The 22,357-nt window shown below is 53.6% G+C and carries 18 protein-coding genes; 11 read left to right on the top strand and 7 right to left on the bottom strand.

Features of this window, described 5'->3' with window-relative positions; genetic code table 11:
• Positions 1–17 precede the first annotated feature (17 nt).
• The 8 genes from DACE_RS17265 to DACE_RS17900 all read left to right on the top strand — a co-directional run bounded on the left by DACE_RS17265 (position 18) and on the right by DACE_RS17900 (position 9,476).
• Complete coding sequence (locus DACE_RS17265) at positions 18–1,280, top strand: sensor histidine kinase (RefSeq protein WP_050769995.1); 1,263 nt, start codon at positions 18–20, stop codon at positions 1,278–1,280.
• Complete coding sequence (locus tag DACE_RS09260; RefSeq protein ID WP_006000617.1) at positions 1,280–2,647, top strand: sigma-54-dependent transcriptional regulator; 1,368 nt, start codon at positions 1,280–1,282, stop codon at positions 2,645–2,647. The genes DACE_RS17265 and DACE_RS09260 overlap by 1 nt, the downstream gene beginning before the upstream one ends.
• 204 nt (positions 2,648–2,851) lie before the next feature.
• The gene (locus tag DACE_RS09255; protein WP_040366742.1) at positions 2,852–3,538 is read left to right on the top strand and encodes a class I SAM-dependent methyltransferase; all 687 of its coding nucleotides are present in this window, start codon (positions 2,852–2,854) and stop codon (positions 3,536–3,538) included.
• A complete protein-coding gene (locus DACE_RS09250) occupies positions 3,538–4,257 on the top strand; it encodes a phosphatase PAP2 family protein (RefSeq protein ID WP_006000613.1) in 720 nt (239 codons plus the stop codon). Before DACE_RS09255 ends, DACE_RS09250 begins: the two co-directional genes overlap by 1 nt.
• An 8-nt stretch (positions 4,258–4,265) precedes the next feature.
• Positions 4,266–6,383 carry an LTA synthase family protein gene (locus DACE_RS09245; RefSeq protein WP_006000611.1) on the top strand — a complete coding sequence of 706 codons (2,118 nt, stop codon included), beginning with the start codon at positions 4,266–4,268 and terminating at the stop codon, positions 6,381–6,383.
• A 267-nt stretch (positions 6,384–6,650) separates the two neighbouring features.
• Complete coding sequence (locus DACE_RS09240) at positions 6,651–6,998, top strand: hypothetical protein (RefSeq protein WP_006000609.1); 348 nt, start codon at positions 6,651–6,653, stop codon at positions 6,996–6,998.
• A gap of 69 nt (positions 6,999–7,067) precedes the next feature.
• Entirely contained in the window at positions 7,068–8,108 is a 1,041-nt protein-coding gene (locus DACE_RS09235; protein ID WP_006000607.1) for a hypothetical protein, read from the top strand.
• 133 nt (positions 8,109–8,241) lie between these two features.
• A protein-coding gene (locus DACE_RS17900) for an IS3 family transposase (protein WP_238326411.1) occupies positions 8,242–9,476 on the top strand; the annotation gives its coding sequence in 2 pieces (ribosomal slippage) (positions 8,242–8,610 and positions 8,613–9,476; 1,233 coding nt in all).
• Between the two features lie 61 nt (positions 9,477–9,537).
• Here the strand turns inward: DACE_RS17900 and DACE_RS09220 are convergent.
• From DACE_RS09220 to nadA, 7 genes are all read right to left on the bottom strand, one after another.
• Positions 9,538–10,881, bottom strand: coding sequence for a sigma-54-dependent transcriptional regulator (locus DACE_RS09220; RefSeq protein WP_006000604.1), 1,344 nt, complete (start codon positions 10,879–10,881; stop codon positions 9,538–9,540).
• Positions 10,878–12,416, bottom strand: a complete 1,539-nt coding sequence (locus DACE_RS09215) for a sensor histidine kinase (RefSeq protein WP_006000602.1) — start codon at positions 12,414–12,416, stop codon at positions 10,878–10,880. Before DACE_RS09215 ends, DACE_RS09220 begins: the two co-directional genes overlap by 4 nt.
• Positions 12,413–12,826, bottom strand: coding sequence for a hypothetical protein (locus DACE_RS09210; protein WP_006000600.1), 414 nt, complete (start codon positions 12,824–12,826; stop codon positions 12,413–12,415). Before DACE_RS09210 ends, DACE_RS09215 begins: the two co-directional genes overlap by 4 nt.
• Positions 12,802–13,818, bottom strand: a complete 1,017-nt coding sequence (locus DACE_RS09205) for a hypothetical protein (protein ID WP_006000598.1) — start codon at positions 13,816–13,818, stop codon at positions 12,802–12,804. The genes DACE_RS09210 and DACE_RS09205 overlap by 25 nt, the downstream gene beginning before the upstream one ends.
• A 161-nt stretch (positions 13,819–13,979) precedes the next feature.
• Positions 13,980–14,891, bottom strand: coding sequence for a SurA N-terminal domain-containing protein (locus DACE_RS09200; RefSeq protein WP_006000596.1), 912 nt, complete (start codon positions 14,889–14,891; stop codon positions 13,980–13,982).
• Positions 14,892–14,946: 55 nt separating this feature from the next.
• Positions 14,947–18,423 carry a transcription-repair coupling factor gene (mfd, locus tag DACE_RS09195; protein WP_006000594.1) on the bottom strand — a complete coding sequence of 1,159 codons (3,477 nt, stop codon included), beginning with the start codon at positions 18,421–18,423 and terminating at the stop codon, positions 14,947–14,949.
• Positions 18,424–18,489: 66 nt separating this feature from the next.
• Positions 18,490–19,404, bottom strand: a complete 915-nt coding sequence (gene nadA, locus DACE_RS09190) for a quinolinate synthase NadA (RefSeq protein WP_006000592.1) — start codon at positions 19,402–19,404, stop codon at positions 18,490–18,492.
• Positions 19,405–19,862: 458 nt separating this feature from the next.
• On the opposite strand from nadA, the gene pal reads away from it, so the two are divergent.
• The 3 genes from pal (at position 19,863) to hslO (ending at position 22,248) form a co-directional block, all read left to right on the top strand.
• A complete protein-coding gene (gene pal / locus DACE_RS09185; protein WP_006000590.1) occupies positions 19,863–20,393 on the top strand; it encodes a peptidoglycan-associated lipoprotein Pal in 531 nt (176 codons plus the stop codon).
• Between the two features lie 79 nt (positions 20,394–20,472).
• Positions 20,473–21,351 (top strand): tol-pal system protein YbgF, encoded by an 879-nt coding sequence (ybgF, locus tag DACE_RS17260; protein ID WP_006000587.1) that lies wholly within the window; start codon positions 20,473–20,475, stop codon positions 21,349–21,351.
• Between the two features lie 12 nt (positions 21,352–21,363).
• Positions 21,364–22,248: an Hsp33 family molecular chaperone HslO gene (gene hslO, locus DACE_RS09175; protein WP_006000585.1), complete on the top strand. Its 885-nt coding sequence runs from the start codon at positions 21,364–21,366 to the stop codon at positions 22,246–22,248.
• The last annotated feature ends 109 nt before the right edge of the window (positions 22,249–22,357 follow it).

Genomic DNA, 22,357 nt, shown 5'->3' with positions numbered 1-22,357 from the left:
TTCATACTGAAGCGGTTATGAATACCTCGCTGCAAATCATCAAAAACGGCCTGCTGTTGTGCCTGTTTGCCTTGTTGCTGGCCTACTTCAAAGGGCCCAGCCTGCTCTACGGCAGTCTGTCGTTTATTCTGATCGCCACCTACCATCTGGCGACGGACCAACGTTTCAGCGCTGAACAACTGTCGGATTCCGGGCTGATGACGCTGCATCTGGCCATCTATCTGCTGCTGTGCACTCTGCTGATCTGGGCGACAACCGGTCACGAAGAGAGCCACTACTGGATCATCTATTTTCTACCCATCGTCGTCGCCGGCACCAATCTGACGCTGTTACACACCTTGGCCACCTGCCTGTTCTCCTCGCTGTTTTACCTGGCGCTGATCCCCAATGCCATCTGGAGTGATCCGGTTAATCGCGCTGAAGATCTGCCGGAATTTCTCATCTCCTGTACCACTTTTTTCATCGTCGGGATCCTCATGCATGGGTTTTCCGAACAGCACCGTCGCCAACTGAAACAACAAAAGCACCTCAATGATCTGCTGCTCGACAACCGCAATGCGTTACAAAATTCGCTACGCAAACTGGAAGAGGCCGAAGAGAACCTGCGCCGCACCGACCGTCTGGCAGCGCTGGGCGAAATGTCCGCCGGTCTGGCGCACGAAATCCGTAATCCGTTGGGCATCATCGCCTCGTCAGCGCAACTGCTGCAAAACCACATCAACCCAACCGACTCCGGCCAGCTGGATCTGCTTGATGTCATTCGTGAGGAGAGCACCCGCCTCAATGATCTGGTGACAACATTTCTCCGTTTCGGCAGACCGGGCGAGCCACAGCTCAAGTCGTACCAACTGGAAAACCTGATTGACAAAACCGTGGAACAACTGCGCCCCGTTGCCGAACAGCATCAGGTGGCACTGACGTTTTCACCCGCCCATCCGACAACCACGGTCTATGTCGATGCCGATATGATTCAACAACTGCTGCTCAACCTGTTGCTCAACGCCATTGAGGCCTGTTCAGAACAGGGCAATGTGGTAATTCATGCGCTCAAAAAGGACAACCAGGCGCACATCATTGTCACGGACAATGGCGAAGGGATTGCCAAAGAGGTCCTGCCGACAATTTTCAACCCTTTTTTCACCACCAAAGACGGCGGCACCGGCCTCGGCCTGGCCACGGCCCATAACATTGCCCAGAGTCACGGCGGTGATATTCATGTCACCAGCCAGCCCGGCCACGGCAGTCGTTTCGTTGTCACCTTGCCTCTGGAGACCCACTGATGGCCCACATCCTGATCGTCGATGACGAAAAAAACTACCGCATCGTTCTCGGCCAGTTATTGGAAAGTGTCGGCCATCATGTGACCCGCGCCGACAACCCTTATGCGGCGCTCGACATCCTGTCGGGCGAACAGATTGATCTGATCATTTCCGATCTGAAGATGCCGCGCATGAGCGGCATCGACTTTCTGCGTCATGTCAACGACGAGATCGGACCGGTGCCCTTTATCATGCTGACTGCCTATGCCACGGTTCAGACCGCCCTGCAAGCCATGAAGATCGGTGCGTTTGACTATCTGCTCAAGCCCTTTGATAACGAAGAGATGCTGTTGACGGTGGACAAGGCGCTGGATTATTCAAAACTGCAGAATGAAAACTGGCTGCTGCGCCGTGAACTGGAGCAAAACCGCGATCGCACCCTGGTCGGCAACAGTCCGGCCATGGAATCGCTACGCAACCAGATCGCCCAGGTGGCGCCGGCCAAAACGTCGATTCTTATCACCGGAGAGAGCGGCACAGGCAAGGAGCTGGTCGCCCAGGCATTGCACCGACTCAGCCCGCGCAGCAACAAGGCGCTGGTCTCCATCAACTGCGCTGCCTTTGCAGAAAACCTGTTGGAGAGCGAACTGTTCGGCCACGAACGCGGCGCCTTTACCGGGGCTCTGGAACGGAAGAAAGGGTTGATGGAAGTCTCAGACGGCGGCACACTGTTTCTGGATGAGATCGGCGAATTCCCCCTTAATCTGCAACCGAAATTACTCCGTGTTCTGCAGGAGAAAACCTTCCGTCGGGTCGGTGGCACAGCCGAGATCAGCAGCGATATCCGCATCATCGCCGCCACGCATCGCAACCTGGAACAGATGATCACAGAGGGGACATTTCGCGAAGACTTGTACTACCGCCTCAATGTGGTGTCACTGCATCTGCCGCCACTGCGTCATCGCCGCGAGGATATCCCGTTACTTTCCCAGTTGTTTCTCGAACGTCTTTCCCGCGACATGGGCTGCCCGCTGCCACAACTGTCGTCGCAGGCGCAGCACGACCTGTATCACTACGAGTGGCCCGGCAATGTCCGCGAACTGCAGAACATTCTCGAACGCGGTCTGCTGTTCTGTGACGGCCCCACTCTTGAACAAAACCACCTGCCGCAACAATTCCACAGCCAAGCACCACACCACAACGGTTGCTCAGAAACAGCAGCAATGCCGCTGCAGCAACCACTTCCCGAGCATCTGGAAACCATTGAACAGAAACTGATCCAGGCCGCCCTCATTGATGCGCGCGGCGTCCAGGCCAAAGCGGCGGAACTGCTCGGGATCAGTCGCAGTAACCTGCAGTACAAGCTGAAAAAATACCATCTCGTCTGACCGCACCGGACGCTGTAAAAATTTTTGTCTATTGAAGAACCAGAACGGGCATCTTGTACAAATCTTTGTACAAGATGCCCGCCAAAAGAACATCTTTCCCTTATTTTACAGCCACTTACAAAACGGCAAACTCTTTGCAAAATAGAGCGATGTAGTCATCGGGTACGTCTCATGATTCACCTTATTTTTGCAAAGGAATTCCACATGCATGAATTGGCTTCGACCGCCCCCCATGTTGCAAAGGTCAAAACTGAGCAGAATCATCGCCAACGCATCAAACACAGTCTCGACAAAGCTGAAAAATACTCTTCCCGGAAGCTGCACAAACACGCGGCTGAAATGGCCCTGATCTCGCGAGCCGTCGACCACCTTTCCCCGCTGCCGCGCACCTGGCTCGATGCCCCGTGCGGTGTTGGCCGGGCCACCATTTTGCTGGCACATCGTGGACTCGACGTCACCGGCGTCGATCTGGGCGAAGGCGCGCTGCATGTAGCACAACAGGCCGTGGAGCGTCAGGACCTGAATGCGCGGATAGAGAAAGCGGATCTGCTTGACCTGCCTTACTCTGACCATCAGTTTGACGGGCTGCTGTGCTTTCGTCTCATCCACCATCTGCCCACACCGCAGCACCGCCGCGAGATTATCGACGAGCTGTGCCGGGTCACCAAAGATACTGTGCTGATCTCCTATCTGAGTCCCTGGTCGCCAACCAGCGTCAAACGGGCTTTGCGTTGTCGGCTGACAGGTCGCAAATCGGTACAGAACATCACCCCCTTGTCGGAGCTGAAAAAACACTTTTCCGCCAACGGCTTCACCCTGATCAACGACCTGGCGCAACTGCCGCTGGTGCACTCCCTGCATCTGGCGGTGTTTAAACGTCACAGTCCGTAATGGCGATGCTTCGTTTTTATTTTCGCCATCTCGCGATCCCTCTGCCCCTGCTTTTCGGTCTGTTTTACCTGTTTGATGGACGGGGTTGGGACCTGCTGTGCAGTGATCTCTTCTTTGATAGCGCTCAAGGTCTTTGGCCGTATAAACACAGTTGGTGGGCCAATGAATTACTTCACGACGGTGGCCGTCATCTGATCGTGGTCATTGCCGCAACCGACCTGCTTCTTTTTGCGTTGTCGTTTTCCCACCATTCGCATTGGCGTCAGGCGCGCCGCGTCAGTGGCTACCTGTTGTTGTGTATCGCGCTGGGAACGGGTTTGACCGCTATCGGTAAAAAAATCACCCACCGCCACTGCCCCAAGCACTACCAGCGCTATGGCGGCACAATTCCGTACCAGCCCATTCTGGCACTGAACAACAAACGGCAGGCGACAACCAAAGGCGGTCCCGGACGTTGTTTTCCAGCCGGACACGCCTCCGGCGCTTTTTCCCTCATCGGCCTGTATTTTATCGGCCAGCGCCATTCGCGGTCGTTCGCCATGGCCGGACTGTCCTTCAGCATGATTCTTGGACTTCTGTTCACATTCGGCCAGCTGGTCCGTGGCGCTCATTTTATTTCACACAGCATTGCCACACTGATCCTGTGCTGGACGATTGCCGTTCTGTTCGCCCCGCTGGTGATAAACCCCGCTGAACATCCTCTGCCCACGAAACATTAGGAAAAACGATGAACCGTTGCCTTAAACTCAAAGTGCGCGGCAAGCGCCTGACCCGTCAGTTTATTTCCCACGAGAGCCGCTTTATCCTCAAGTGGTATCTGGTGCTGTTAGGCGTGTTTGGCTTGCAGCGAGCAGCTCTATTGGCCTACAACCATTCGCTGACAAAAGGTGTCGATACCACAACATTGCTCAACAGTTTTGTGGTTGGGTTGCGATTTGATCTGGCGACAGCGACCTATCTGCTGGCACCGTTATTTCTGTTACTGGTGTTCAGCCATCGCAGCCGACGCATGCTCAGCTGGCTGATGCCGTTGTTGCTGGCAATCCTCATTATCGGCGGGATTGCCGAGTTAAACTTTTATCGTGAATTTGAAAGTCGTTACAACAGCCTGGTGTTCGAATACCTCAGCCATCCTTTTACCGTCGGCGGCATGGTATGGGACGGCTATCCGGTCGTACGCCATCTGCTGGTTGCAGCCTTGGTTTTTGGCACCTTATGGCCTATTCATCGCCGCATTCTGCGCTCACTGCGTCAAACACCTGCACCGCCGCTGGCGATTCGTGATCGCCTCGGGCGCACCATGGGCAACACTCTGTTCATCGTCTTGATGGTGTTTGCCATGCGCGGCGGATTCCAGCATGAGCCGCTGCGTTGGGGAGACGCGTTCTTTTCCGAACAACCTTTTGCCAATCATCTGGCTCTCAATGGCATGTTCACTCTGGGGCGCACGGCCTGGGACCAGATCTACAGCACTCAGGAATCCTGGACTGCGGCCATGAAGGATGAAGAGGCTCTCAAGGCCACCCGTCAACTGGTCCTGACCCAGCGCGACACCCTGCAGCAGCCCGATATTTTTCCCCTGCTGCGTCAGTCGCAAAACCCTGCGCCATTACAGCCGATCTCTGATCGCCCCCCCAATGTTGTGGTTATCCTGATGGAAAGTTTTGCCGGGCGGATGGTCGGGGCTCTCGGCCAAGCCGCGCCGATCACGCCGGACTTTGACCAGTTGGCCAAACAGGGTGTGCTATTCACCCGCGCGTTTTCCAACGGAACCCACACCCATCAGGGGGTTTACGCCAGCATGGCATCATGGCCTAACCTGCCCGGTTATGAGTACCTGATGAAGATGATGGAAGCCAACCAGGCCATGTCCTGTCTTCCGGAACTGCTCAAGCGACGGGGCTACCAGACTTTGTTTCTCTATAATGGTGAATTTTCCTGGGACAATAAGGAAGGATTTTTCCGCCAGCACGGTATGGAGGAGTTCATCGGCCGGGATGATTATGTCAATCCCTATTTTGTCGACCCGGTGTGGGGTGTTTCCGATATTGATGTGTTTCGTCGCGCCAACGCGGAGTTCCGTGAGCGGGCCAAGAAGGGGCCGTTCTGCGCCACCATTCTGACCCTGTCGAATCATTCTCCGTTCAACCTGCCTGATCCTCTGCCTTTCACAGCGGTTGACGCCCCGGCAGGCCAGGAAGGGCGCTATAACGCCATGCGTTTTGCCGACTGGAGCCTGGGAGAATTTTTTCGCCTGGCCCGTCAGGAGGCGTATTTCGACAACACTCTGTTTGTCATCACCGGCGACCACGGCTTTGCCAGCTCACCGATGGTCACCAGCATGAATCTGTCGCGTTTTCATGTGCCACTGTTGTTTTACGCGCCATCCATGTTGGCTCCGCAAACACGAACCACGGTCGCCAGTCAGGTTGATATCGTTCCCAGCATCCTTGGCCTGCTCTCTAAAAACACGCGGCATCAGAGCTGGGGTCGCAACCTCTTCGCTCTGCCCGCAGGTGATGGTGGTTTTGCCATGATCAAACCGTCGGGTGGCGAGGAGCGGGTTGCCCTGATCGAGGATAATTATCTGCTGCAGATCGCACCGAAAGAGAAGCCGCGCCTTTATCGTTATCAGCTTGGCAGCCAGCCATCATCAAGCAAAGATCTTGCTGCAGAGCAAGCGTCTCGGGTCACCAGAATGAGCCATCAGGTTGAGGCGTATGTTGAAACAGCGATCCTGTCGCTGCGCCAACGGATCGTCGGCGTTCCACAGCGCCAACCGTCACCAACCGCAATCGCAACCCGCCCCGCAGAGTTGCCAGCGCGGCAAGTCGCTCGCCAATAAGTGCTGCTATCCGCTCTTCACCTTCCGTTCCACGGGTGATGGTCTGAACCTCATTTCAGACCATCACCATTCCCCATGCAGATAACGACATCTTTGTCGAAACCAACAAGTTTCGTCGAAGAACCCCGCTAAACCGACACGTCATTGATATTTATAACCATCTGAAAAAACAGTATTTTTATCTTTTTTTTCAAGTTGGCACACCGGTTGCTCATGTCTGAGGGTACAGCGCTGAAACCCCAACCTCTAACGTGAAAGGACATAGCAATGACTGTGATGAATTCTGTAAAAATCGTTTCTGCTGTCGTACTGATGATGGCAATCACCTCTCTGCCCTATACCGCTGATGCCAGCTCCCGCTTCCGCGGCGAAAGTGCCGGAACCGGCCTCTACTTGGTGGATACCGATGGTGACGGTATCGGCGATACCCGTCCCGAGCCCGGTACCGGCATGGGTGCCAACGCAACCAATTTTGTCGATGCTGATGGTGATGGTGTGTGCGACACCTATGCAGCAGGTGGTCAGCAACTGCTCGACGGCTCGGGTGTTCCTGAAGATGCTCTGCAGCTTCAAACCCAGGAGCGGATCCGTCTGCGGACCCAATCCGGCCGTTAATCGCACAGCCGTTCCTCTCCGACGGGAGAGGAACGGCTTCTTTTCACCCCCAAATCGAAAGAGCCCCCTATGAAGCTGACCACACGTATTTGTCTCGTACTATGTGTCGTCCTGTTACCGACACTGTGCCTGGCAGACTCCACAGAAACTAACTGGCCCGAAGCCGTGCAACAATCACCGGAGACCAGTTGGGTCCATGGTGTCTCGGCACGCATCACCTATATGTGGCTGGATGAGACCGAATATCTCGAAGAAATTGACGATGATATCTATCGCTGGAAAGAGCGTAACCTGATGGTTCAGGTGGACAAAGCTCTCGGCAAATCCCGGTTCGGACTCGGCTATATCGACGGCACCATCAAGCAGGAAAATGAGCTGTTTAACGACACCGATTTTGCCCTGACCCGCAAAGCTCCCTTTGCAAGCTTTGACTATCAGTGGTCGCCCCATCTGCTTACCCGCACCCGACTACGCTACGAGCAATTCAGCGACGACGGCAATTCCGGTTTTTACCAAGTGGGCGATGACGAGGAGTTGTGGACCGGCTATGCCGTGGTCAGTTATCTCAATCAACAGTGGTGGGTGAATGTCAGCTATGCCCGCGAGCGCGATCCGGAACCGATCTACGATGCCGCCAGTGACCGCGTTGAACTCGATATTACTGCTCAGGCCCTGACCGGCACCACTTTTGGTTGGGTGTGGACACCACAATGGGAAACCTCGGCAGGTATCTACTATGAAAGTTATGGCTCTGATCGTCCGGACCAGTTCAACTACACCGGCCAGGTGACCCATCAACCTGCCTGGTTCACGCCACTACGCGCCTCTCTGGGGGTCGGTTATTACACCGAAGAACAGGACACCCTGGTCAACCTGACCCTCAACTACCGTCAGAGAATCGCCCAGAGCCTCGATCTGCAACTTGAATATCAGCTCGAATACTCCGATGACGAGCAATCGCTGCTCAATCAGGGGCAGGCGGTGATCCGCTACAGCTTTGCCCAGCACTGGAGTCTGGTAATACTGGGAGAGTACAGCCGTGAATCAGGGGATGACAAGGATACCACCCTGTTTGCGGCGGGCAGTCTGGAGTACCGATTTGATTCGTAAATTATGATTGGCAACAACAGCCACCGTAAGGAGATCCTCCTGAGAACCGGAAAGGGCCGGTGACATACGTCATCGGCCCTTTTTTATCATCTTGTCCCGTCCTGAAATAAGTTTACACCTTGGAGACTTATTTATGGACAGAGTAGAAAGCAAGCGGAGTCGGCGGACTCAACGAGATTACACAATGGGCTTTAAATTGCAGGTTGTTGATGCCGTAGAAAAAGGCGATATGACCTACAAGCAGGCCCAGAAGATCTATGGCATCCAGGGTCGCTCAACCGTGCTAACATGGTTAAGAAAGCACGGAAAGTTGGATTGGACCCAGCCAGTGAGGCTCGCTATGCCCAAAACTCCCAAAGCCAAAGAAACCCCTGCACAAAAGATAAAGCGACTTGAGCGCGAACTTGAAGATGAACGTCTTCGTAATCTGCTCTTGAATGAAGTTGTTGATATCCTGGATTCTGAGCACGGAATGAGCTTGAGAAAAAAGTATATTGCCAAGGAGCGAGACGCATTCAAAAACACAAAGGGCTAAGTTTGAGCCGCGCTTGCAAGCTTCTTGGCATCAGTCGGCAGGCCGTTTATCAAAGAGAAAGGCGCACCCAGCAACGCAACATAGAGCTGGCTCCCGTCGAAGGGATGGTGATGGAGTTGCGACGATTCATGCCGAGGTTGGGCGGTCGCAAGCTGTACTCACTGCTGAAACCGAAATTTGATGCTCAGGGCATCAAATTAGGTCGGGATGGATTTTTTGATTATTTACGAGAGCATCGGCTGTTAGTTCCACCGGTCAAACGATTCATCAAGACAACGCAGAGCAGGCACTGGATGAAAAAATATCCGAATCTTATCGCGAGTCAGGATATCAATCGGGCTGAACAGGTCTTTGTCAGTGACATCACGTACGTTGAAACAGATGAAGGGGTTCATTATCTATCGCTGGTTACTGATGCTTATAGCCGTAAAATCATGGGGTATGAGGTCAGTGACAATCTACGCGCAGAAAGTGTTGTCAAGGCATTACGTCAAGCAGCCAGACAACGCCAGACAGGTAAACCGTTGTTACACCATTCCGATAGAGGATTACAGTATTGCTCATCAATCTATCAGGAAGAGCTGAAGCGTCATGACATAACGCCATCCATGACAGATGGTTACGATTGTTATCAAAATGCTTTGGCTGAGAGGGTGAACGGAATTCTGAAGCAAGAGTTTTTGTTGTTTAAGTGTCGTGATTTGCAGGAACTGAAGGACTTGGTTCGCGAATCGGTCGCTATTTACAACCGCCTACGGCCGCACCTTAGCTTGAATATGAAAACACCGGAAGAAGTACACAAAAAAGCCACCTCCATGGGGGAGGTGGCTTAGGAATAAACTGTCAACGTATTTTAGGACGTGACATCCGTCAACAGGCCATTGCCTGCCACAGTTATTTCAGATCCTCTTTATTCAAATTGTATTTGGACATTTTATAACGCAGTACCCGCTCGCTGATACCAAGGGCTTCGGCAGCACGTGTCTGTACCCCGTGATATTGGCGCAGCGTATCGAGCAACATCTGCCGTTCCACAGCCTCCACCCGCTCGGTCAACAGCCCGGAGTTGTTTTCCGGTTGCGGCGGCTGCAACAGGGGAGCAGGCAGATCAACCCGGCGAATCACCGGGCCGCGCACCAGGGTGGCCAGACGCTGAATCAGATGTTCCAGTTCACGAACATTGCCGGGATAGTCGTATTTGATCAGAGCATCCATGGCAGCGGGTTCGATCTGAATAGGTCGCAGCGCATATTGCTCAAGAAAGTTCTCCACCAGCATGGGAATATCTTCCCGCCGCTGACGCAACGGCGGGATCTGCATTTCAAACACATTCAATCGGTAATAGAGGTCTTCGCGAAAACGACCCTCCTGGACCATTTTCGGCAGATCGCAGTTGGTCGCGACCAGCACCCGGGCATCGACCTCCCGTTCCAGTTCAGCGCCAACCGGGCAAATGCGTTTTTCCTGCAGGGCACGTAACAACTTGGCCTGCAATCCCAGAGGCAGCTCGCCGATCTCATCGAGAAACAACGTGCCCCCCTGAGCCGCTTCAAAACGTCCGCTGCGACGCGACGTCGCGCCGGTGAAGGCGCCTTTTTCATGACCGAACAGCTCAGACTCAAATAGATTATCGGGCAGGGCGGCACAGTTGACTTCGACAAACGGTCCGTTGCTGCGTTCACTGAGCTGGTGCAACAGGCGGGCAATACGCTCTTTACCAGTGCCGGTTTCGCCATGGATCAGCACGGTCCAAGGACTGCGAGCCACCCGGCGCACCAATGACAACAGGTGCTGCATAGCTTCACTGCTCGCCGCTACCGGTAACGGCAGCTCATCATCTTCAAGATCCTGCTCCATTTCGCTCAGATCCTGTTCGATAAGCTGTTGCTGTTCACAACGTTCAATGCGTTGGGCCAACTCGGTAAGATCCACGGGCTTTTCGAGAAAGTCACTGGCCCCCAGCTTCATCACCTTGACTGCGGTTTCCACGGAACCAAAGGCAGTGATGAGAATCACCCGCAACAACGGATTTGATTCGCGCAACTTTTCCAGCACTTCATCCCCGTTCAGACCGGGCATACACAGGTCCATCAACACCAGACTGATGGGGTAGCGGGCACACAGTTCCAGAGCCTCTTCGCCGTTGGAGGCGGTGAGGACTTTATAGCCGCGCTTATTTAAAAAGCCCTGCAACATCTCCCGTTGCACTTGTTCATCATCAACGACAAGGATGGTCATACATTTCTCTTCAGGGGGAGTTGGACCAGCGCCCGGAAACAGTCATTTTCGACAATCGACAACGTAATCTGACCACCGTGCGCTACGGCAATCTTGCGCACCAGGGTCAAACCGAGTCCGGTTTGCCGGTCCTTGGTTGTAAAATAGGGTTCAAGCAGATTGTTGATGTCATCACTGACGTCATGGGTGCGGTTCTCAATGCTCAGTTTGGCCTGCCCCTGTTCGATCAGCAGACTGACACTGACAAAGCCACCACGCGGTTGCGCCTCCAGAGCATTCTTCAGCAAATTTTCGACAAGCTGGCCAAGCAAATCGCCATCGGCCTCAAATTCGATGGGTTGCAGCTGGCTGTTGACACGGATGTGATGGGCATCAAATTGGGGCCGATAGAGATTGACAATACGCTCAATCAACTCATGAAACGCGACGCTTTTCATCTCCGGCTTCAGCGGTAAAGCGTAGCGCTGCAGCCCATGGACAATCTCGTTGGTCCGCTTCACAGCATCACTCATCGCCACCAGCAGCTCTTCGTGCTCCCCTTCGAGACCACTGGATTCCATCTGCAGACGTTGCAAGCCCATGCTGATGGCATTGAGCGGATTGCGAATTTCATGGCTAATAGTGGCCGCTGCCCGCCCCAGAGAGGCGTCTTCACGCTGGACAGCCAACTGCTGGTGCAGTTGCCACAGATCTTCAACATGGCGGTTCTGATAACGGTACAGTTGCCAGGACAACAGCAGACCTGCGGCAAATAGAAAGCCGCTGAAAATAAAGAATTCCCGCCACAGCACAGAGATACGCTCATTGAGGCTGGTCGATTCCACCTCCAGCAGCAGGGTTTGCTGGCCCAGGATAATCTGACGTTGTGTCGCTGAAGATCTCAGACTGTACAACTCATTCTGGCGGGTGATTTTTGCCGTCGGCTCAAGACGCAGACTGTCAATACCGGCAAGACGACTTAAGGCGGCCAAAAGTTGCTTGACCCCCATCTGCTCCTGAAGTTGCTCCAGAGAACGGGCCGGTAGCCCGACGGCAATCAGTCGAGCACTATCGGGAACCTTCCACAACAGGATATATTCGTGGCGTTGCTCACGGTGAATCAGCAGGTGCTTCTGGTGGCTGACATCGAACAGCGGCTGTTCAAACCAGACAGGCGGCGACATCACCGCTTCTTCACCGGTTCGCTTGATCCAGATCCCCTCGAGCCCGTTCTCTTGGGCATAGGCTGCAAGCTCACGGGCATTGAACGGCTCCACCTCATCAAGGTAGGCGATAAACCGGGCGATATTGACGAGAAAGTCACTGACGATCTGTTCAACAACTTCCTGGGAGCGACTGGCCGCTTTGACATTGGTGGCAACGATTTCAGCCACCAGTTGCGCATGTTCATTGACATGTTCTTCAAACGCATGGCGTGTCTGTGCCATCTGCCAGGAGAAATAGCCGAGAACCATGGCAACCAGCACAGCAAAAACGATCAGATTGGCCTGCCACAAGACAAAGCGGCCCTGCTCTTTGATATCTCTGGGGCTCAATGGTGCCCCCGGCCTTGACCCTGTCCTTGACCATGCCCTTGGCCTCGACCTGCGCCCAGACCACCGCGATGGCTCTTGCCGTTCTGGGCTTTACGCAGCCGGGAACGGACACCGGTCTTATCGTTGTCGGCGGCACCGCGTCCGAGATTCTTTTTAACGCTGCCGGAAACGACCGCTGATCTGAGGTTGCCGGAGTCGGTTTTCACCTGAAGCGTTTCGCCCAGGCGGATATCGGCAGGGATGCTTTTGGCCTTGACGGTCACTTCGCGGGTGGTTTCATTTTCATCCACCACTTCAAGCGTCACAGATCCCTTCTGGCGATCCACATCCATCACACGCCCGTGGATCTCCCCGGCCTGTGCCGAGATCACCCCGCCCATCAGGATCAGAACAACCAATATAATCCGCATATCGCCACCTTTTTCGTATAATCACCATCTGAGAAATCAGAGTTTTGCCAGACCTGTTGCATCTGCACATAAGCGCTCAGATTTTTTTGCCATTGCCAGTCGAGCCGAACCGCCGCCGTCCATTGACGGTCGTCGCTCTTGTCATAATCACGTGCCAGCCAACTGCCCCACAATTCGCCGCTCACGCTGGAGGTGAAGAACATCTGCCAGCCATGTTCAACACCATAACCCTGGTACGATTCCCAGGACAGGGTGGAGTCGTTATCCTGATAAAACACTTTCACATCACAAAACAGATCCGCCGTAAAACGGTATTCCCCCTGACCGATGATCCCGAATTCACGGTCATGACGCGATTCGTTGATCTCAACCAGAGTTTCCTGCGTTGTCGTTTGTCCATTGCTACCATTGCCATTGCCCTGGCCGCCTGAAGTTTCAGTCTCTTCGTAAACCGTCGACACCCAGTTATACCCCTGACGGTAGTCAGCATAACGACAGTAGCCGCTCACCCCCAGGCTGATCTGTTCATTAATAAACCGTTCAACCTGACACCCCACCTCAAGGGCATCGAACTCGTCTTCGCCAACCAGATCGTCGCGGTAAGAGCGCCCTTCAACATAAAACAGGCTGTGCCAGAGGCCGTCTTGCCACCGTCTAAGGCAGGAGGCTCCAAGTAAGAATTCCCGGCGGTCCTCCAGCCGGGTAAACGCATCGTATGACGCCCAACCATAGCCTTCAACATACAGAGCCGGTCGATCGACAAGCGGTTGATACAACTGCACCTGGTAGCGCATGAAAGGCGACCCCTGTTTGTCGGTACTGGCTGCCACATTGTCGTCATAACCGCACGACAGATCGACGCGACCGCCCAATGCCAGGCAATGTTGCGGGAGCAGACTGCTCAAAACCAGCAGCATTGCTGCCAGAATCGGGGTAGATCGCCACCATGTTTTAAAGATACGGATGATACAGGTATAAACAGCAAGAGCCATTCCAAGCCACCCAAATAGGTTGTTTTAGGAGATAAACCTCTCTATTGTCGACATTTTTGCCGGGTTTTGTCGACTTTTTTGTCGAAAAAAAACACCCCGTCGCAAAAAAAATCGCGGCGGGGTGGTGTACCAGAGGTCAAAAAACGTCGAGAACGGATGAATTACAGGCGAACATCCACGTAGGATTCGGAACGCAGATTTTCACGCCATTCCTGTAGCTTCTGATCCATTTTCTGCTGGCTTAATTCGCCGCGGATCTGCTCTTCAACCGTCGAAATATCAGCCACACTCCCTGGGATCCGTTCCTCCACTTTCAGGATATGCAAGGCATCTCCCAAGGGAATAAGCGGGGTATGGTCACCACTGTCAAGATCGGCAATGGCCTGCTCAAACGTTTCGGACAGCTCACCGGCAACAAAACTGCCCATCTCACCGCCTTCAATGCGGGTGCGTGGCGACATATTGACCAGAACCTCATCAACACTTTCGCCATCGTCGAGTTTACGCAAAGCGATTGTAGCATTTTCCCGCGCCGCAGTCGGATCATCGCCCAGAGGGAAAGTCAGGCGGCTGAGTCGGACACGCGGCGACTGACGATACTGATCGAGGTGCTCCTGATAGTAGTTACGCACCTCCTGGCGGGTGATATCCACTTTACTTTTAACTTCATAGCCCATCAATTTGTAGCGCAAAATCTGTCCGCGCAACTGCTCACGGTAGCCGGACATGGACAGCCCCTGGGCGATCAACGCCTGTTCGAGCTGCTCGCGACTGATGTTGTTCTGCTGCTGAACATCGTTGATCGCCGTCTCGATATCGTCGTCCGACACCTCGAGACCAATCTCACGACTGCGTTGTTCCATGAGCCGTTCGTTAATCATGTTGTCCAGTTCCTGACGCTTTTGGGCGTCCGTCGCCGAGCGTTCGCCGCGACTGACCAGGCGCTGCTCCAGTTGACGGGTGGTAATGATCTCATCATTGACAACCGCGGCAATTTTACTGAGTTGCTCGGCCCACACCGATGGGATAATCAGGCTGAACAACAGTGCGGTAAAGACAATTTTTTTCAACATAGGGCGTTAAACCTCAAAGTGGAAAGTTAACAGAATGGTGAATTGCTGCACGTTATCACGGTCCGCAAAATGCCTGCAATTGCTTTTTGGCTTCCTCAATCAGCTCAATATCGCTGCCGCGCTCGTTGAGACGCACGGCAATGCGGAAATCTGGTGACAGGCTGTAGCGTTGCGGATCTTCCTGAATCAACGCCAGCAAGGCATCTGGAGACACGGTGGTGGTCGGGTGAAAGCCAAACACCAGACGACGGCCGTCGAATTCGGCCAGATCAATGCGGAGTCGTTTCAACTCAACACGCAACTTCATCATCTCAAGCAGAACCAGGCCCGGTTGCGGGATTTCACCATAGCGATCCTGCAGTTCATCGACAATATCGTAAAGCGTGGCATCGTCTTCAGCCGCAGCCATCTTTTTGTAGAACACCAGGCGCTGGTTGGGATCAACCACATAATTGTCGGGCAGAAAGGCATGTAGCCCAAGACGGATCTCCGGATCAATACGCCCTTCGCTCTCCATCCCTTTGAGCTCTTGAATGGTCTCTTCGAGCAGCTCGGTATACATCTCGAAGCCGATGGCGGCAATTTGACCAGCCTGACGGCCACCGAGCAGATCACCGGCGCCACGCAGTTCAAGGTCATGGCTGGCCACACGGAAACCGGCGCCCAGTTCGGTCAGATCCTGAAGGACTTGCAAACGGGCACGGGCATCTTTGGTCAGGGTTGCTTCGCCGGGGATCAGTAAATAGGCGTAACCTCGATTTTTGCTGCGACCCACCCGGCCACGCAACTGGTAGAGTTGCGACAGGCCAAAACAGTCAGCCCGGTTGACAATAATGGTGTTGGCGCGCGGGATATCGAGGCCGTTTTCAATGATGGTGCTGGCCACCAGCACATTTGTCTCGCCCTCAATGAAACCCAGCATCACCTTTTCCAACTCTTTTTCAGCCATCTGACCGTGACCAACGGCAATTTTAGCTTCGGGAACCAGGGTCGCGAGAAATTCAGCCATGGCGCCAATGGACTGGACCCGGTTATGAACAAAATAGACCTGGCCGCCACGCTGCAGTTCACGCAGAATGGCATTACGGATCAGATCGTCATCAAAGCGGGTGACATAGGTGCGGATCGCCAACCTGTCAACAGGAGGTGTATCGATAATCGACAGATCTCGCATACCGATCATGCCCATATTTAATGTGCGAGGAATGGGTGTGGCACTCAACGTCAGCATGGCGACCTGGGCGCGCATCTTCTTCAGGCGTTCCTTGTGCGAGACACCGAAACGCTGCTCTTCGTCGATCACTACCATACCCAGATCTTTAAAATGAACATCGCGCTGTAACAGACGGTGAGTACCGATCACCACATCGACCTGGCCTTCGGCCAGCTCTTTGAGTACCCGTTTCTGATCAGCGGCACTGCGAAAACGGGAAATCATTTCGACATGGACAGGATAACCGTGAAACCGCTCGAGAAAGGTCGCATAGTGCTGACGGGCGAGAATCGTGGTCGGGACCACTACGGCGACCTGCTTGCTGTCCAGAGCAGCCTTAAATGCGGCGCGAATGGCCACTTCGGTTTTACCATAACCGACATCACCACAGATCAACCGATCCATGGGGCGTCCGGACTGCATATCCTCCAGCACATCCTGGATAGCCGCCATCTGATCTGCTGTTTCCTCATACGGAAAGGCCGCTTCAAAGGAGCGAAACACATCGTCAGGCGGTGAGAAGGTGAACGCTTCGGCCATTTCGCGGCGGGCATAAATGGTCAGCAGTTCCCGCGCCATCTCCTCCACTGCTGCGCGGGCTTTTTGACAGGTTTTGGCCCAGGCGGTACCTCCCATTTTATCGAGACGCACCGACTGCAGATCACCGGCCGCGTATTTCTGAACTTTCTCAATTCGCTCCACCGGCAGATAAAGCATATCGCCACCGGCATATTCCAGTTTGAGAAAATCACCGCTCATGCCGCTGCTGGAAAGCTGTTCAAGTCCTAAATAAAGACCGATGCCGTGATCAGCATGGACCACATAATCGCGCTCTTTAAGTTCCGCCAGGGAGGACAGTGCGGCTTTAGCACGGAGTTCATTGCGGCGACGCCGTTTGACCCGCTGTCCGAACACCTCTTCTTCGGTAACCACCACCAGCTTTTCATCCGGCAGTTGAAAACCGCGACTGATATCAGCGCACACCCAGTGCAACGTTCCGCGCTGTTCATTCCACGGCAGGGTGGTCAAGGGCTGGGGATCAAGTTCGTAAGGCTTGAGCAGATCGTTGAGACGCTGCGCCTGCCCGGAACGCCGACAGACCAGCAGAATAGACCACTGCTGATCTGCCCATGCGGTTAAACGCTCTGCCAGATGGCGGATGCGTTGCGGCTCTGCCTGTTGAAGAAATTCACCATTCCCGCAACTTTCGACCCGCAGCACGCTTTTGTCATGATCAAGATCGTAAATATGCAGATCCGCCAGATGAATCTGCCGTTTCACCCTGAGTTGCTGCTCAAGTTCCTGGGGTGCGAGATAAAGCTGGTGGGGTTCCACATAGGGCTCTTCACCGGCGACCATGTGGGCCACACCCTGTTCAATGCTGCGACTGAATTGATCAAGGGTTTGTTCAACGGCCGGAGCATCCACCGTGACCACAGTGTCCGTGGCGAGATAATCGAACAGGCTGTCCAGTTGACCGTAATTGAGCGGCAGTAAAAAGGATCGTCCGGGAGAGAGCAAGCCTTCGCGGACCTCTTCGAGAATGGCTTCACGTTTGGTGCGGGGCAACTCCAAGGCATCACAGCGTTGCTTGAGCTGCTGACTGAACTGGTCGAGATAACTACCGGTCAGCACCATCTCCCGCGACGGTAGCAGAGTCAGCCGATCGAGCTGTTGGTCACCACTACGTTGGGTCAGGGCATCATAAACGCGCATCCGCTCAATGTAATCGCCAAAAAAATCGATGCGCACCGGCTGTTCGAGCGTTGGCGGAAACAGGTCGAGAATATCACCGCGAAAGGAGTAGGTCCCGCGATCCTCTACCAGAGGAACAGAGCGATAACCTAGATCGTGCAGCCGCTGCTGCAATTGATGGCGATCATATTCTTCTTCGAGGATCAGTTCTTCACACAGGGTGTGCAGGGCCTGACGGGGAATCACCCGTTGCTGCAGAGCCGCCGGGGTCGTCACGACGGCTTCAACCTCGCCCTGCAACACTCCGTACAAGGTGGCCAAACGCGTGGCTTCGATTTCACTGTGGGGAACCAGCGGTTCAAACGGGGCCATTTCCCAGTGGGGAAACAGACGGATTTTCTCGGGGCGAGCACTGAAAAAAGCAAGCTCTGCCGTCAACTGCCTGGCTTGGTCAAGATCGGCAACCACCACCAGGAGCGCCGGTCCGGTCGGAGTCAGCAGCCCGGCAAGAAATCGTGCAGCAGCGCAACCGTGTAATCCAAGAACTTCGGCACGCCCCGCCAATCCGTTCACCGTCTGAACAAAAGCATGTCGGGTGGTATGGGCCTGTTCTTCATTGGCCATGGTCTCTCCCCAAAAAACAAAGGGCGTGTCGAAACACGCCCCAGGTAAGCTGTGTATAAAATTACATCAGTCGCGAGGAATGGCCAGCATCCGCTCAAGGGAGCGACGGGCGGCCGTGCTGATCTCTTCGGGAACGGTGATTTGAGGCTGCATGGTCTGCAGACAGGTTAGCAACTGCTCAAGGGTAATTTTTTTCATATCTTCGCAGATAAACTCGTATTCAGGAAAGAAAAACTCCTTATCCGGGTTGTCCTTGCGTAATTGACAGAGAATGCCCCGTTCCGTGGCAATAATAAATTTCTTTTCCGAGCTGTTACGCACATACTCCAACATGCCCCCGGTCGATAAAATATGATCGACAACCTCGAGAACTTCAGGCGGACATTCCGGATGTGCCAGGCAAACGGCGTCGGGGTGTTCTTCGCGACACGCCTGAATCTGTTTAAGATGCAACTGATCGTGAACCGGACAGAATCCGGGCCACAGGTGACAGGTTTTATCAACATGGGAGGCGATATAGTTGCCCAGGTTGCGGTCGGGAATCAGAATCACTTCCTTATCCGGCAAAGAGTTGACCACTTTGACGGCGTTGGCGCTGGTGCAGCAGATGTCACTCAGCGCTTTGGTCTCTGCACTTGTGTTGACGTAGGCAACCACCGGCGCATCAGGGTATTCCTCGCGCATGGCCTGAAGTGCTTCCGGAGTGACCATATCGGCCATCGGGCAACCGGCACCCTGATCCGGCAAAAGAACAATTTTATCCGGAGCTAAAACGGCTGCGCTTTCCGCCATAAAATGGACGCCGCAAAAAACGATCACCTTTTTATCCGTTTTTGATGCCGCAATAGAGAGTGCCAGAGAATCACCAGTGACATCGGCAATATCCTGGATTTCATCACGCTGGTAATTATGGGCAAGAATGAGTGCATCGTGCTCCTTGGCCAGCTTGAGAATCTCTTGTTTGATCTGTTGTTCAGTCATATGCAGTCGCAGTTCCTTTCATTTTTGCGCATAGTAAAGGAAAACAATCCCCCCTGTCAAACGATTCCAAGCCGTTAATTCCTCGCATTTTTTAAGGATTTAGGGAACATTCGTACTGAGATGAGTTTTATATTTTTTCGAGTCGGCTCAACACGGCAGGCGAAAAATTGTTTGAACGAAATCAACCGCTCTGCCCGCTGACATAGAAAAAGAGCCTCAATCTCGTCCGCAACGCCCATAAGGAACAGCCCTTAATCCATGAATAGGCCTCTGCAACACATTAAATTCTAACGTTTTTAAAAAATTATTTAAGACTCACGCTTCCGCAGCAACTGTGGTAGTGTTGCGAGACAAATTCTTGTTTTTTCTGTGACTCTCTGTATACTGACAACTGTTTTTTAAGAATCTGGAAAGAGCTCGTTATCGCAATTGAGTTCATATCAAGGAGATGAATTAAAATGAAAACGTTTAAGTTACTGTGCCTTTTTGCGTTGATCCTGATTCTCGCAGCTGGCTGTGCCAAACCGGTCACTGAAGACACGGGCACAGAAGAAGCCTGTGAAGTAACCGAAGTGGCTCCCACAACCGAACCCGTTCCCAGTTACACGGATTCAGCTGTAACCGAAACCACTCCTGCTGTTGAGCCTGTTGCCGCTCCGGTTCTCGGTACGGTTTATTTTGAGTTTGACCAATACACTCTGTCCGCTGAAGCACGCGACACTCTGGCAGAAAATATGCGCTACCTGCAGGCCAACCCCGGAACAACTCTGGTGATTGAAGGCCATTGTGACGAGCGTGGCTCGGATGAATACAATCTGGCTCTTGGTGAGCGTCGTGCCGTGGCTGCCCAGCAGTACCTGACCTCCATGGGCGTTGCAACGGACCGTCTTTCCACCATCTCCTACGGTGAGGAAAAACCCGTTGATATGGCCAGCACGGAAGAGGCGTGGGCCAAAAACCGTCGCGCCGAGTTTGTACCCAAACCTTAATTCTTCCCGTTTGACTGCAACAACCAGGGGGGACTGTGCCTAAAAAGGGTACAGTCCCCTTTTTGTCTGAGGAGACGTTATGCGCCCCTGTTCTTATCTCACTGTCATCGGCCTTGTGCTGCTTTCCGGCTGTGTTCCTCTGCAGCAGACGACATCCAACCAGGGTGCCCAGATCAATGCCCTGAAACAGCGTCTGACCGCACTGGAACAGCGCAGCATCAGCCAACCCCCATCAACAGACGCGGCTCAATTGCGCAATATTGCCCGCCAACAGGCCAACCTGAAAGCAGAACTCGATACATTACGCGTCGACCTGCAAAGTCTAACCGGACGCCTGGAAGACCAACAGCACAGCATCATGCAATTGCGCGAAGAACTGACTCTGTCGCAAAATGATCTGAGCCTGCGGGTTGCCGCCCTCGAAGAAGCCAAAAGCCAGACTCCTGCAACGGCAACACCCCGGCAGCCCGTGACCGGCGAGCAACCTGGCGTAATTGAGCAGCCTGACGCGCAACCGGTTGCACCTGCGGTACAACTAAATCAGCGCGATGAAAAGCCGACGGCTGCGTCAGCGACACAAGATCAGCCTGACGCACTGTACCATCAAGCCTTGCAACTGGTTCAACAGGGATCGGACTTCACCAAGTCACGTGATCTGTTCCGGCAGTTTATCCAGAGCTACCCGCAACACGATCTGGCGGTGAATGCCATGTACTGGATTGGCGAGACCCTCTACGGCGACAAACAGTATGAAAGTGCGATTCTGCAATTTCAGGATGTGATTCAAAAGTACCCCAACCACCCCAAAATGCCTGCCGCCCTGATGAAACAGGGGCTGGCTTTTTACGCCTTGGGCGATGTGCGTAATGCAAAGATTATTCTTCAAAAGGTGGTGGATAACTATCCTCAGACTCCGGAAGCTGACAAGGCTCAGGAGCGTCTGAAAAGTTGGCAATAACGAGGAGAGGGCATGTCTGATCAACTGATTCGGGTGTTAAGTCACGACAAACAAATTCGTGCTTCGTTTGCCGTTACCACGGAATTAACCAAAGAGATCTGCCTGCTCCAGCAGACCGACCCTACTGCCAGTGTGGCCCTGGGTCGCCTGACCACAGCGGCGGCTTTGATGGGCTCACTACTCAAAGGCGACCAGCGGCTCGGCCTGACTATTGAGGGCAACGGGCCGTTAAAAAAACTGCAGGCGGAAACGGATGCCCACGGCGTTGTCCGGGCGACCATCAAGGTTCCTCAATGCCATTTGCCCCCCGTTGATGGCCACTTTGATGTGTCTGGAGCTATCGGCAAAGCCGGTTTTCTTCACGTCACCAAAGATCTCGGTATGAAAGAACCCTATCAAGGCATGGTGCAATTGATCACCAGTGAAATTGCCGAGGATATCGCCCACTATTTTTCCACGTCGGAGCAAACCCCGACGTCCATCGCTCTAGGGGTTCTTCTCGACCGTTCGGCACAAGTTTGTGCCAGTGGTGGCTACTTTATCCAGGCCATGCCCGATTGTGATGAAAAAGTTCTCGAGTCCTTGGACAACCATCTGGCTAATCTGCCCCCCATCTCCTCGCTGATCCGCGAGGGGTTAGCCCCCATTGAGTTAGCCCAGCAGGTGCTTAACGACAGTCATTTCAAACTGCAGGACAGCATTGATCTTGAGTTTAAATGCAATTGCAGCCGTCGCCATGTTCTGGCCATGCTGGCCGGTTTACCGGGCGAGGAGCTGGAAGCCTTGAGCCAACGGGCGGAAGACACCGAGATCACCTGTGAATATTGTAAGACCAGCTATCAGTTTACGCCCGCTGAACTCAGCCATATCACTCAAGCACGAAACTCTGCGCCATAGAAACCAACCAAACATTAGGACCACTTATAGCTTACACTTGATTTTCCTATCAGAACTGATAGGTTAGCAGGACATTAAAGTTAGACATCGACTCTTTTATACAATGCAA

The organism is Desulfuromonas acetoxidans DSM 684 (assembly GCF_000167355.1).
Lineage (GTDB): Bacteria > Desulfobacterota > Desulfuromonadia > Desulfuromonadales > Desulfuromonadaceae > Desulfuromonas > Desulfuromonas acetoxidans.
This window is presented reverse-complemented; position numbering and strand designations above follow the sequence as displayed.